The sequence below is a fragment of the Levilactobacillus enshiensis genome (assembly GCF_007115095.1).
Lineage (GTDB): Bacteria > Bacillota > Bacilli > Lactobacillales > Lactobacillaceae > Levilactobacillus > Levilactobacillus enshiensis.
On record NZ_SULH01000014.1, the window covers coordinates 18510 to 31745 of the forward strand.

Here is a 13236-nt window from a genome sequence, read left to right on the forward strand (position 1 = left end):
ACAGTACGCTTAGACGACACTGAAGACAACTGTAATGGTCGTTATCAATTGAACGAAAATGCTAGGTTCCTCCTAAACCAACGTTAAAGCCGACCGTTAGTTAGCCGTCCAACTTATTCGAGTATCTTAAACCTACCTCGTCTTCCTAAAGCCTTAAAGTGAATACACCAATTAGCAGGTTCTAGATTGCTCAGCATGATTAGCCAACCAACTAACCTCAGGCTAACCAATCCGCCGGCGAAGTGGTCGGCAGATTCATAATTCGCGTGACGAGGTGAACGCAATGAAGGTTTTTACAAATGAACTCATCATTATGTTTCGTTATTTTTTGAAAGTCCAAACAACACAGTGGATTTTCCTAATCTATAGCATCTTACTGCCCTTGTTCATGATCATCCCGAACCTTTCAACGACGGCACATGCCAGCTTAACGCAAATGCTAACGATAATCCTCCCGTGGATCGGTTTCTTGACCTTCAGCAATGCCATTTCAGCAAGTTCAGATGTGATTGCACTGCGCGAACAGGGCTACTTAAAACAATACAAGACACTGGTGACCTCGTTGTCCGTTTTCACCGTCAGCAAGCAACTTGTTTGGTTCACCATGCAGATTGCTGAACTCCTGCTCATTTCAGTCGTCTGTGCCGTCCTCTACCACTTGAACCTCCTCTTTATTTTCAGCACCCTGCTAGTCGCCAGCGTCATGTCCTACTTGGTTCTGGCTAACATTTTTCAGTTTCTGATCCTGCTCCCAATCAACCTCAAAGTCCTGTCCGTCGTCAACTATATTTGTTTTGCCGTTGCCTTTTTTCTCGCGTTCAGCGCTTCTCAGTTTCTTCACTTGCCCCTGTGGTCAAATCCCATCAACTTTTTCACCTTCTGTTACCGGCTCATCGTTGCGCCACATCTCCTCCCCGCGTTGGGTTACTTGGCCGCACTTGGACTCAGCTTTATTATCAGTCGTCTCATTTTGAGAATCGTCAACACCGCGCCAGTGGAAAGAAGCTAAGTCATGGAATTAAAAAATTACTCATACACCTACCAACATGAAACGTCAGCCGCCCTCAATCAACTTAACTACCAAGTTCATCCCCATGCCGTCAACTTTGTGATTGGACCAAATGGTTCCGGTAAGAGCACGTTGATCGATGCCCTCACGTTGAACACGCGGTTCGGTCAGATATCGGGTCAGGTCATTGGCCCCGATCACGACGACTACCTGTACGTGACCCAAATGTTACCGATGCTCGGAGCTGTTCGCTGTTCCGAGATTGCCAAGTTCATCTTGGGAAATATTTTTTTGACGTCCCACATTGCGCTCGACCACCTAGCAGGTTGCTTTGAGAAATGTGTACACCTTTCTCAAAGCCGTCTGGCACAAAAAGTATAACGATCTATCTGGTGGCGAACAAAAACTATTACAGTTATATCTCTTCCTACAATCGAAAAAGGGGGTCGTGGTTTTGGACGAACCCTCTGCTTATATTGACCGCCAACATGTGAAACAGGTATTCACTTTAATCGAAGAAAAGCTACAACAACAAACCTTTTTGATTGTCACCCACGACGTTCGTGACATTCGCCTAGTTCCCAATGCATTCGTCACGGTCTTAAATCAAGGTAAAATTGCTGCGGAACTGCGCGGACAAGACTTCATTGATCGTGAATTCACTCAAGAGCTTCCCTTTATTTATGATTTTGCCCAGTATTAGGTTAATCACGTGCTAGCAATCTATATCGCCACGCGTGAGACAAACTAGCCAAACGAGCAGGCGACAGGCCCCAACTGCTGTGATTTCTGCCAATCTTTAGCGCCAACAAAAAACGCCCAGGAGAACCTCCGATGGTTTCTCCCGTGCGTTTTTTAATTGCTAGCGGTGCACCCATCATGGGCCTGTCATCCACCGTCGCTTATGTACATTACCGTGACCGAAAATCATGAATCACTTCTACCAAATCAATCAGCAAGAACGCCACGATAAAACCGCCCACTGATTGCACAAATAGCACCGCATAATCCCGCCAAAGCAACTGTCCCAGGGCAAAATAGTCCACGACTGCCTTGATCAAGAATACCGGTATCAGCAAACAGATAAAGACTTCTAAGAGGTCAACTGTCTGATGAACCTTCTCCAAAAACACTTCATGTAAATGCATGACACCATCCTCCTCGATAGTCTCACCATGTGTTCTGATGCTAGCCGTTACTGGTCAGCTTTCCCCGTGATCAGCAACAGTTCAGGGGGTTCCCCAACCTCCTATGTTTTAGGGTAACATAACTTTACCCTTCATTACCATGATTATGGACCATCTTTCTAAAAGAATTTTCCGGTCACCAGTTGGTTCAAGCTCGCAACTGACTCGACCGTTAACCTAGCAAAAAAGCCGTGACGACCTGGTTGTCGTGACGACTTTTTCTAGAGGGGTTAGTTTCAATTGTTACGGTGAGTGGTGTCTCTCGGGGCAGGCGCTCACTGGGACGGATAAGATTGTGAAAAAGAGGGGTGGTGTCTTTGGCCTAGGCCTATGGGTGTCCGATAACTAGGCTGACCAGCTAATCTATATCAGGTACTTGCTTAAGCTAGTCTCGGTTTACTCGAAGTGGATGCTGTTGCAACTAGCTTCGATCGTTACGCTCGGCATCGGTAATTGACCGTTATTTCCAATAAGCATACTTATATTGGGCATCGCTCATCATCGTGTACTTGACGCCGCCAACGGATTTCGATACCAAGTGCGCCTTAGCCTGTTGATACAGCGGCACTAAGCCGGCTTGCTTCGTCACGTAGGTGTCAGCTTCCTTCATCAGGTCCCACCGCTGGGCCGTGGTGTGGCTCGCGGTATCGCTGACTTGGTTCATCAGATCCGTGAAGTGGGCGTTGTTCCACTTGGTGAAGTTCACCGAGCTGGTCCCGTCTGCCATCTGTAAGAAGTCTGCTGGGTCCCGGAAGTCGGTCGTCCAGCCATCCAAATCAATGTCAAAGTTTTCGGCCGCGCCCTTGGCAATCTGTTGGGCCAATGGCATCGACTTGATGGTCAGCGTCAGGCCTGGCATGTACTTCTGCGCTTGTTGCTGGAGGTATTGGGCCGTGTGCTTCTGTTCGTCGGTGTCGGCCGTCAGGAGTTCCAGATTGGCCTTCTTGATGCCCAGTTCCTTCTTAGCTTCATTCCACAGTGTCGTGGCCTTACTTGGATCGTAACTGACCAGGTTCCCCACTTCCTTAGCAAAGTCTTCACCGGTCTTAGGGTTATCGCCGTCACCGGAAGGAATCAGACTCTTAGCGGCCGCAGACCCGTCCTGCAAAACGTTCTTGGTCAGCGCATTTCTATCGACCACGTAAGAGAAGGCTTGCCGTACCTTGGTGTTGTGCGTCACGGTCCGCTTGTCGTTAAATTCCAAGAACCGCATCGAACTGTTCAGCGTGGTCATCAGCTCAGGGTTGTTGGCATTTTGTTTGATGTACTGCCCGGACAACGTCGTTTCTTGAACCTTACCGGACTTAAAGAGGTTGGCTGACGTTCCCGGATCCTTGACGACCTGCACGTTAACCTTCTTGATCTTGACGTTCTTCGCGTTCCAGTAATGGTCGTTCTTCACGTAGGACCAGCTGTCATTAGACCCCTGCCAGTTAACCAACTTGTAGGCCCCTTCGGACATAGTCTTCTCGGAGGACGTCCCGTACTTGCTACCGTACTGCTTAAAGAGGTCCGTCTTCATGGGGTAAATGGCGGTCGCTAAAATGTCAGGCAACCAGGGTTGGGGCTTCGACAGCGTCATCTGCAAGGTGCTCTTGTTCAGCGCCTTGACGCCCAGTGCCGACGGGGCCAGCTTACCAGACTGCACGGCGGCGTAATTCTTCACGTACTGTAACTTGTTTGCCACCTGTGACTTGGATTGCGGGTTGACCTGCCAGTCCATGCTGGTCACGAAGTCTTGTGCCGTCACGGGGTCACCATTTTGCCATTTTGCGTTGGCTTTGATCTTAAAGGTATACACGGTGCCATTCTGCGTTGGCTTGACCACCTTTTCGGCCACACCCGCAACGACCTTGCCACTCTCATCCAACGTGTAGAGGCCCTCTTCCGTCTGACCGATCATGCTGGAACTGTTACTGTCACCAGAGATCGCGGGATTAGCCGTGGCGGGATTCCCGATCATCGTGACGTTCAGCGCCTTATCCTCGCTACTGTGGGCTTCCGTGCTCCCACAACCAGCGAGGGCCGTAACTGCCAACAACCCAAAACCTAATCCCAATAATTTTTTCATTTTAATTACCCCTCATTCGTTTGTCTGACTAAAAAAAGCGCGCCATCCTCGTTGACCCCCTCAGGTCAACAAGGGCGACTCGCTCGCGGTACCACCTTGTTTTATCTCTCGTGGAGTTGGCGTTGACCAACTCACCGTGCGGTAATGGGCACGACCCAGTGGCGGCTACTGCATTCACCGGCACGACTACAAGATGCGCTTCACTTTTCCGTCCACGTTCGGCTTCCATCGTCCCGAACTCGCTGGGGTGTCGTGGTCAAGTTACTCTTCTTGATAACGTCTGTTTGATTGATATTTAATTTATCATCATTCATTTTTAATGTCAATGGTTTTATAAACATTCATTTTTATGTATATTTTAGTTAAAAAATGACAAAAAAAGAGCTAACCCGCGTCGCCGTAGGTTAGCTCAACTGTATATGCACTGTTTAAACGTTCAAAAATCAGCTAAAACTTTTTTATTTATTCACGCAACGCTGTTGTTGCTGGGTAGCTGCCGTCGTCGTGGTCTGGCGACTAACCGTCTTGCCCGCTTGACTCGTTGTTTTTTGCGTCTTGATCTGAACGTGACCCTTCCCCGTCTGATTCGACAGCTTCACCATCGTTTGACCAGAAGTTGGTTGAACGACGGAATCTGTCACGGTCGACTGATTGTGCGGTGTTTGAGCGAACAAGAGTCCCCCAGCGACCAGGCCAATCAGCAGACCACTGATTCCCCGTGTCCTCTTTTTCATGTGCTTCTCCCCGATTTCCCTAAAATCTTAGTTGTTCCTCTAAACCAATTATACACCCAAACGCCAACGAAGCTATTTGAAAATTTCGACGTGCCGCCGGTTCGTGGTGATGACCAGTCCGTTGAGCCCCAAAATCAGCAGGTTCGCGATCGCCGCAATGATGAACAGCAACGTGTAAGATGAATGATCAATGACGATACCACCAAAGAGCGGGCCAAACGCACGCCCCATGGATGCCCACGCGTTAGCCATCCCCTGGTACTTCCCTTTGACCACGCTGGGCGTTAAACTGTTAACAATCGCGGGTATCGCGGGAAAGGCCGTGGCCTCCCCCATCGTTAGAATAATCATGGCAATGACGAAATGTAGGTAGTCCTTGGCGAAAATCAACGTGACAAACGAGAGCGCCACAAAGAAAATACCGGCATACACTTGCAGGTACAGGTTGCTGAAGTAGTTGCCCAGCCAATTTAACCCCGCCTGGAACACCACGATCAGGCCCGCATTTAGCGTCCACAGCAGGCTGTATTCCTTCATCGGAATGCCCATCCCTGTCATGTAGACGGAGAGGTTGGAGACCCACTGCTCGTACATGATCCAGATGACGACCAGTGAAATGAAGAAGGTCCCCATAATCCGCCGATTCGGCAGAGCGATGTGTACGGCCGTCTTCTCCTGAATGCTAGCTTGACGGTTCATCACGGCCGGCGCCTTGTAACAGACGATGACCACGATGAAGAAGAACAGGAACAGGCTAAACGCGATGCCAAAGAGTAGCGTCACACTCGTTGCGTACACGAAGCCGACCAGGGCGGTCCCTAAGACGACACCCAGGTTTTGCGCGAAATAGAGCATGTTGAAGATGTAACGCCCATCGCGACTGTGAATCGTGGTCCCGAGCGAATTGACCATCGTCAGCGTCCACCCTGAGGCGAACCCCAGGAACACTAACGCAATGGGAAACGCCGGCCAACCGTGATTGACCATCAACGCCGCCAAGGTCACCAGCGACACACTCACTCCACCAATCGTCAGATAATAGGGATTCAACCGGTCGAATAGCCGACCACCTAGAACACTCCCCACCACATTTGCTAGGGAATACAGGAGTAGAATCACCCCGACTAGCGTTAGCGACGCCCCCAACCGATTGTGGAGGTAAATCGTTGTTAGCGGCCAAATAAAACTCATCCCGATACTGCTGAACAGGGCGCCCAGCAGTAACCAGCGTAAACGGATCTCTTGCAACCCGACTCGCCTCCTCAATAATTATGTAAGTAATGGGGGACTTTGCCGCATCAGGACTCCCCGGTAACCGAGTGTTCGTGGGCAATCCCCCCTGAATCATCTAAGATTAAAATTTAATTAGACTTTATCAATTCTAGCACGGGACTTCCGGGAACACTAGCCCCACTTAGGAGAAAATTATGACCAAACTGATTCAATCCATCCAACGGGCCACCGCCATCTGTCAGTATATCGCCGGTCACCCCGAGACGTCACTCAAAACGCTACAGACAATTTTTCAATTACCCAAAACGACTTTATTCGGAATCCTGGCAACGCTGACTAACGACGAAATTCTCTACAAGAATCCCCAGACGACGGCCTATTCCTTGGGCCGTGCCGCGCTGAGGTTAGCCGATCCGCTACCGGCAGACCACCTCCTGGACTTATTACGCCCCGAATTGACCCACCTCGCGACTGATTTAAATCTCGCGGTCCACGTCGCCGTTCGCCGCGGCACGGTCGCCCACTACCTGGCTAAAATTGAGGCGCCCCATCCCCAACACGTCTCGGCAGCACCGGGGGCGGATGATCCCCTCGCCACGACAGCTGCCGGTAAGCTCCTGCTGAGTGCCGCCCCAGCGAACTTTCGGTGCACCTATTTGACCACGGTCGCCACGAGTGCCGCACACCGTTTTCAAACCGAATTGCCAGCGATTTTGACCCACAACGTGGCCTATGATCATGGCGAGCAGGCCGACGACATTAACTGTGTCGCCGTGGGGTTACGCGACCGCCGCGGTGACCTGTTAGCAAGTTTGAGTGTCGTGGCACCGGGGGAGGCGGTAACCTTAGCGAACGGGGGAGCGGCGTTACTGGCCTTGGTCGACCGGTTGCGGGATCGGTTGTAATTAAAAAGGGGCTGCGACTTTTATCTCAGACCCTCGCTACTTATGTTTAGATTTAATATCGATTACAGCCAGAATCACGGCGAAGAGAATCAGAACCGCCCACACCCCGATTTTTAGCAGACTCCCATTGGGAAAATTGCTCAAAAATCGTAGCGCAGCGAAGGCACAGAGCCCCCACACGAAAAATAGATAATTAATTTTATGGTTCACGGGTCCGTCCGCTCCCTCCTGACACTATCTAAATTATAGCCTTAACGTGTCAGGAGAACAACGATTCGCCCGCCGTTGGGTTTATTGGACCGGTTGGCCGGAGTGCTGTTCCAGCCCACCCGAGACTGGTAAGTTCTCTCCATTGATGGGATCCGACTCATCGCTCGCCAAGAAGTACATGGCCCGGGCAATGTCCTCTGGCTTGGCAATGCGTTTGAGCGGATTCGCCTGCTCGAATTGAGCAACGACTTCGGCCGGATTTGCCATGAACATCGGCGTCTTGGTCGCACTCGGATCAACGTTATTCACGCGAATATTGTATTTGCCATAGTCCAGCGCCATCGCCCGTACCAGGTTGACCACGGCCCCTTTCGCCGCGTTGTACGCCGCCATGTCGTAGTCACCGCGTAGACCAGAAATGGACCCCGTGTTGACGATGGTCCCGTGCCCCTGCGCAATCATCCCGGGAACGAAAGCGCGACTGGTCAGGTAAATGGCCTTCACGTCGACGGCCATGATGCGGTCCCAGGCACTTTCTTCGACGGTGTGGAGCTCGCCGGGCACAAAGATACCGGCGTTGTTGATGACGCTGTCAACGGTCCAACCATGGTCACTGATCGCGGTGGCTAGTGCTTGGACCGAAGCCGCTTGGCTGACATCGGTCGCGTGAAAGAAGAGCCGCTGGTAGCCGGCCTGCGTGAGATCTTTGACCGTTTGCGTTCCCTTTTCGGCGTTCAGATCGGCTAAAACGACCTGCCAACCCCGATGACTAAAAAGTTTGACGGCACTGAGGCCCATACCGGACGTTGCGCCAGTAATAACAACTGTTTTCATCTGAAATACCTCCCGTTTAAGTCGGGGGTTCGGCCATGTCGAACGTGCTTGGCCACGACCCCGCATACTATACGACGCTAACCGAGGGTTGTCAATTGCATTTTCCGCGGTCCTTCCCTAAACTAACGCTAAGGAGGAGACCTGCTGATGACTGTCTTACTATACAATGCTAGTGCCCGCAAACATGGTAATACCGCAACGCTGGGGGAACGCCTGCTGCGTGGCATTCCCCACACCACGATTCACTTAATGGACCACCAGTTGAATTTTGTTCAAGACAACCGCGACACCGAGCGCCCACAGGCAGATACGACCGATGACTACGCCGCACTGATGGCCCAGATGAGATCCGCTGACGATATCGTCCTGGCGACCCCCGTCTACTGGTATGACATGGCCGCCCCACTAAAGGTGTTCATGGACCGCTGGTTCGACAGCTACACCAACGACTTTCCCTTCCAAGGCAAGCGCGTCTACTTGTTAGTCGTGGGCGCCGACCAACCCGAAGTCAAGGCGACTGGTATCACTAACGCGGTTCGCTATTCCTGCGAGTGGTTGCAAATGAATTTCCGCGGCGTGGCAGCGGTCACGGCAGACGGTCCCAACGATGTGGCCGCAATGACCACGTTACCGGCTAGTTTTGTGGCGTTACGTTTGAATTTGGAGAAAATAGTTTAGAATGTTTCATGTGAAACATCTGAATTAACCTAAATAACCCGCGACTAGCAATTTACGTCATGCTGGCCGCGGGTTTTCACTGCTATTTCGTTAACTGAATCGTTCGGTCAAATAAGTCGACCAAGCTTTGATCAAAATGATGGGCGATAAAAATAACCGTATTGTCTTTACGCAACAGACTATGTAGCGCCCGCATTGTATTCGCCCGGTCAATTGCAGAAGTTCCTTCATCGATCAATAGGAGTTGGCACGCATGAATCTGGGCGCGAGCTAGGACGATCCGTTGCATCTGCCCGCCAGAGATATTGAGGTTATTCAGGTCCACCACGGTGTCGATGCCCGCTTCCATTTTCGCCAGATCCCCGTCTAGGGCCACGTCACTGACGACCTTAGGGAGTTGACCAGCCAGCTTGGGCTCAAACATCATGATATTCTGCCCAATCGTCACGGGAAATAAGACCGATTCTTGCGGCACATAACCAATTAGCTCAGGCGTCATCTCGATTGACTGGCCCTGGTCATCTAAAAATTGAATACTCCCCGCCGTTGGCTGTAACTCACCCAAAATCATCTTAAAGAGCGTCGTTTTTCCACTGCCGCTGTCGCCTGTGAGCAGGATCTTCTCACCCCGGTGAATCACAAAATCCGGGTACGCAATCACTGTATCCGCCGCATACTTCAACTTTAATCCTTGTCCCACGACACTTTGAATTACTGGTAAGCCATTTGGATTTAACGTCTCCTTAACCTCGGGCACGGTCGTTAATTGTTCCTGAATACGATGGCTCAATAGCTGGGTTGATTTAGCCGTCCCCAACGCATTAGAAATCTGCACGACACTACCAAAAATCAAGCTCGAAAAGTTGCCCGCACTCACAATGACCCCGAACATCACCATCTTCCGTGTAATCAAAAAACCGACGAACGATAAGATGACCACCTGTGAAAGAATATTGAATGTTACGTTGACGATGTTCAATTGTGAAAGCGTCGCTGTCCGGTGAACGGTGCTATCTTCCAGACCGCGGCCAGTGTCCTTGAGCACCTTGAAAAGCTGAGATTGCGCCGAATACCGTTTAATCTCTGCCAAGCCCCCTAGCCACTGACTAATTGCTTCCAAATAAGTATTGTTACTCGTTGAAACGCGATTAGTTGCTGCTTGCAAACGCGCTGTTAAAAACCTTGGCGCCCATAACATGATTCCCGTTAGTCCTAAAACCAGCACGAACAGCGACCAATGGAAAGTAAGTAATGCCGCACTGTAAAATACAAAACCTAGGGATTGCGTAAACAGCGTTAACCAACTCTGTGCGCGATCCGTCGTTAAAATTTTCAAGTCATTTGTTAGCGTATTCTGCATCTTAGCGGTTGATTGATTCCCCGTCTCCAGGAATCCGTAAACCATTTTTTCTCGAATACCATGTAGATATTGTTGTGTCTGACAACTAAACAGGTAACTTCCCAACGTGTCACTGCCATATCCCACCAGCAGACTACTAGTCATAATCACCATATTCCATGCGAACATCGCGATGTTTCCGGCTTTTAAAGTATCAATCGCATATGTCACGACATAACTCCCCAGTGTTACCCCAATCGCTGACAAAATGAAGAGACCGACAATTAGGCTAAACCGCCGCCGATTCGTGCGAATAAAACCAATTACAGTCATTGTGACTCCCCCTTAGCGGACTGTTCCGCAAGACCATCCAGTCGCTTTCAAGCCATCATACAGTTCTTTTCCGTCCAACTAGCTAGCTGGTTACTCACCAAGTACCTAGATTAGACGGTATCTTAACTGAAGAATTGACTAAACAGGCGTTCTCTTCACAAACCCGGCCCAACTGATAAACTTTGATTTGGTGCATTTAACCAATAAGTCACTTATCTTGCGTACGTTATTAACGTACGTTATAATCAATGAAACTAAACGGAGGCGTTCAACATGCAGGAAAATTTCACACCGACCAACGCTCGAAAAAATTTTTATGGTATTCTGCGGGAAGTTTCTACTGAACACAAACCCATTACGATCCAACACCAAGATGAGAATTTAGATGCAGTTATCATTAATAAGCGTGACTGGGATGCCATTCAAGAAACGCTCTATCTGGCAACTACTGGCACCTTAGCTGAAGTGCAGAAGCGTGAGGCCGACGATTCTGGTTGGACTGATATCGATGATATTGATTGGGACAACCTTTAATGACTTTTAAAATTAAAATTAAAAATTCGGCTAAAGCTGACTTAAAAAAATTAAGGGCCTCCCATCTTCAAGATAATTTTGCGGAAATCGTCACCCAACTAAAACGAGATCCCTACAAGCCAAATCAGGGGTTTAAAAAATTACGGCCACCAGGTGCTGGCAAATACTCCCGCCGACTGAATATGCAACATCGTGTCGTCTATAGTATTGATAATGAACGGGCACTGGTTCTCATTTGGTCTGCTTGGTCTCATTATGAATAAACCAATTTTCTAAAAGTATCCACAAATAGCCCCGGCAACCCACCAAAATCTGGTGATTTGCCGGAGCTATTTACATTTTCTAGACGCAAAAAAACCACCGCTCGGGGAAAGCGATGGTCATCGGAGTAGGGGTAACGTCATTATATAAGAATGACGTTAACTATTTTTTCATTATTCCAGGGGAGGAGGAGTACATGAAAAAAGATTGTTAATCTTTGGTAGAAGCAACCGATTGGTCAACTTCTATATTTCATATACTAATCGGAAAATATGATGAAAGTGTGAACTTTCTGGCACACTCCTATGAATTTTACACATAAACACTATTTATCCTCTTATTATAACGGCTATTCCAATCATAATGCCCCGTAACTTGATTCATATCAAATTAATCCGGATAAATTTCTAGTCATTTTTCAGAAAGAACTCGTGTTTAATCCACCTCTGCTGCAATAACGTCTAATTTTGATCCGGCGTATACGCGACGGATGAGAATTTATTGAATGATTTTACAAAGAGCAACTTGACCGTGCCCCGTGGACCCGACCGGTTTTTTTCAATAATGACTTCGACTTCACCGACGTCCTGGTCGCCCTCATCACGGGGGTCACTATTGTTGTCACTGCCGCCGTCTTCATCGCCTTCACGCTCATAGTAATCGTCCCGATACAGGAAGGAGACGATATCGGCATCTTGTTCGATCGACCCAGATTCACGAATATCGGACAACACTGGCCGCTTATCTTGCCGCTGTTCAACCCCCCGCGAAAGCTGTGACAGCGCGATAACGGGCACGTGAAGTTCCTTAGCGAGCTTCTTCAACTGCCGCGAAATATCGGAAACTTCTTGTTGCCGACTTTCGTGATTGGTCCCTTCGATCAGTTGCAGGTAATCGATCACAATCAAGCCCAGGTTCCCTTTTTCCTTGGCGAGTCGCCGACATTTTGCCCGAATTTCAGTAATCTTGTTCCCAGCGGTGTCGTCGATGTAAATGCTAGCCTTTGCCAGACTGCCCATCGCAACGATCAGGTTCTGCCACTCCTCTTCGGACAGTTGCCCCGTCCGCAAGTGATTGGCGTCGATCGAGCCTTCCGCACACAACATCCGGTTGACCAACGATTCGGCACTCATTTCCAAACTAAAGATTGCGACGGTCTTGTCCGTCTTCGTCCCCACGTTTTGGGCAATATTCAGCGCAAACGCGGTCTTCCCGACGGCTGGTCGGGCGGCGAGAATCATCAATTCGTCGTCATGCAGACCGGTCGTCATTTTATCCAACTCGGCGTAGCCCGTCGACAGCCCAGTGATGACGTCACCCTGTTCGGACAGCTTGTTGATCTCTTCAAAGGACGAATTCAATACATCCCGAATTGGCTTAAACCCGGATTGGTTCCGCGTTTCCGCAACACCCATAATGTCGCGTTCGGCGTTGTCGAGCAGGTCGGAAACGTCTTCGTCCTGTTGATAGCCTTGCGTGACAATGTTCGTGGCCGTTTGAATCAGCCGCCGTAAAATAGCCTTTTCCTGCACGATTTTCGCGTAGTAAGTCGCATTGGCCGCGGTCGGCACGGCACCAGCCAGGTCAGCGATGTAGGTAATGCCGCCCACGTCTTCCAACTCGTTTTTCGCCGTCAACCGGTCCGTAATCGTGACCACATCAATGGCCTCATCGCGGTCGTTCAAATCAATCATCGCTTGGAAGATAATCTGGTGTTCCCGCCGGTAAAAGTCCTCCGGTTCCAGATATTCCAGCGCATCCACCAAGGCATCGGTACTCAAAAAGATCGCCCCGAGGACGGCCTTTTCGGCATCGAGGTTCTGTGGTGGTGTGTGGTCTGTCAGTACATTATTATCCATGCTTAACCGATTACCTCTTAACTTGTTACTTGCTGACTGCAACGAAATT

Annotated in this window: 15 protein-coding genes; 7 read left to right on the forward strand and 8 right to left on the reverse strand. The window is 49.6% G+C overall.

The genetic code is table 11. The features are described from left to right. Positions 1-283: 283 nt before the first annotated feature. The 3 genes from FAY32_RS12525 (at position 284) to FAY32_RS12535 (ending at position 1712) form a co-directional block, all read left to right on the forward strand. The gene (locus FAY32_RS12525; RefSeq protein ID WP_158727596.1) at positions 284-1009 is read left to right on the forward strand and encodes a hypothetical protein; all 726 of its coding nucleotides are present in this window, start codon (positions 284-286) and stop codon (positions 1007-1009) included. Positions 1010-1012: 3 nt separating this feature from the next. Beyond that, a complete protein-coding gene (locus tag FAY32_RS12530; RefSeq protein ID WP_143463764.1) occupies positions 1013-1390 on the forward strand; it encodes an ATP-binding protein in 378 nt (125 codons plus the stop codon). 73 nt (positions 1391-1463) lie between these two features. Next, entirely contained in the window at positions 1464-1712 is a 249-nt protein-coding gene (locus FAY32_RS12535) for a P-loop NTPase family protein (RefSeq protein WP_143463765.1), read from the forward strand. A gap of 208 nt (positions 1713-1920) precedes the next feature. Here FAY32_RS12535 and FAY32_RS12540 read toward each other — a convergent pair whose 3' ends face one another. The 4 genes from FAY32_RS12540 to FAY32_RS12555 form a co-directional block, all read right to left on the reverse strand. After that, complete coding sequence (locus FAY32_RS12540; protein ID WP_143463766.1) at positions 1921-2157, reverse strand: hypothetical protein; 237 nt, start codon at positions 2155-2157, stop codon at positions 1921-1923. 499 nt (positions 2158-2656) lie between these two features. Continuing rightward, complete coding sequence (locus FAY32_RS12545; protein ID WP_143463767.1) at positions 2657-4267, reverse strand: peptide ABC transporter substrate-binding protein; 1611 nt, start codon at positions 4265-4267, stop codon at positions 2657-2659. A 458-nt stretch (positions 4268-4725) separates the two neighbouring features. After that, positions 4726-5001 (reverse strand): hypothetical protein, encoded by a 276-nt coding sequence (locus FAY32_RS12550; protein WP_143463768.1) that lies wholly within the window; start codon positions 4999-5001, stop codon positions 4726-4728. Between the two features lie 72 nt (positions 5002-5073). Next, the gene (locus tag FAY32_RS12555) at positions 5074-6249 is read right to left on the reverse strand and encodes an MDR family MFS transporter (RefSeq protein ID WP_143463769.1); all 1176 of its coding nucleotides are present in this window, start codon (positions 6247-6249) and stop codon (positions 5074-5076) included. Positions 6250-6428: 179 nt separating this feature from the next. Here FAY32_RS12555 and FAY32_RS12560 point away from each other — a divergent pair, with 179 nt between their 5' ends. Then, positions 6429-7139 (forward strand): IclR family transcriptional regulator, encoded by a 711-nt coding sequence (locus tag FAY32_RS12560; protein ID WP_143463770.1) that lies wholly within the window; start codon positions 6429-6431, stop codon positions 7137-7139. A 36-nt stretch (positions 7140-7175) separates the two neighbouring features. Here FAY32_RS12560 and FAY32_RS14695 read toward each other — a convergent pair whose 3' ends face one another. Together FAY32_RS14695 and FAY32_RS12565 are read right to left on the reverse strand one after the other, a co-directional pair. Next, the gene (locus tag FAY32_RS14695) at positions 7176-7349 is read right to left on the reverse strand and encodes a hypothetical protein (RefSeq protein ID WP_158727597.1); all 174 of its coding nucleotides are present in this window, start codon (positions 7347-7349) and stop codon (positions 7176-7178) included. Positions 7350-7430: 81 nt separating this feature from the next. Continuing rightward, a complete protein-coding gene (locus tag FAY32_RS12565) occupies positions 7431-8183 on the reverse strand; it encodes an SDR family NAD(P)-dependent oxidoreductase (RefSeq protein WP_143463771.1) in 753 nt (250 codons plus the stop codon). Positions 8184-8330: 147 nt separating this feature from the next. Between FAY32_RS12565 and FAY32_RS12570 the strand changes: the two genes are divergently transcribed. Continuing rightward, positions 8331-8861 carry a flavodoxin family protein gene (locus FAY32_RS12570; protein WP_143463772.1) on the forward strand — a complete coding sequence of 177 codons (531 nt, stop codon included), beginning with the start codon at positions 8331-8333 and terminating at the stop codon, positions 8859-8861. Positions 8862-8943: 82 nt separating this feature from the next. Here the strand turns inward: FAY32_RS12570 and FAY32_RS12575 are convergent, their stop codons facing one another. Next, the gene (locus FAY32_RS12575; protein WP_143463773.1) at positions 8944-10533 is read right to left on the reverse strand and encodes an ATP-binding cassette domain-containing protein; all 1590 of its coding nucleotides are present in this window, start codon (positions 10531-10533) and stop codon (positions 8944-8946) included. A 273-nt stretch (positions 10534-10806) separates the two neighbouring features. Between FAY32_RS12575 and FAY32_RS12580 the strand changes: the two genes are divergently transcribed. Together FAY32_RS12580 and FAY32_RS12585 are read left to right on the forward strand one after the other, a co-directional pair. Further along, positions 10807-11067 (forward strand): type II toxin-antitoxin system Phd/YefM family antitoxin, encoded by a 261-nt coding sequence (locus tag FAY32_RS12580; protein ID WP_143463774.1) that lies wholly within the window; start codon positions 10807-10809, stop codon positions 11065-11067. Then, positions 11067-11330 (forward strand): Txe/YoeB family addiction module toxin, encoded by a 264-nt coding sequence (locus FAY32_RS12585; RefSeq protein WP_143463775.1) that lies wholly within the window; start codon positions 11067-11069, stop codon positions 11328-11330. The genes FAY32_RS12580 and FAY32_RS12585 overlap by 1 nt, the downstream gene beginning before the upstream one ends. Before the next feature lie 459 nt (positions 11331-11789). Here FAY32_RS12585 and dnaB read toward each other — a convergent pair whose 3' ends face one another. Then, on the reverse strand, positions 11790-13187 hold the full coding sequence (gene dnaB / locus FAY32_RS12590) for a replicative DNA helicase (RefSeq protein WP_143463776.1): 1398 nt from the start codon (positions 13185-13187) through the stop codon (positions 11790-11792). Positions 13188-13236: the final 49 nt, after the last annotated feature.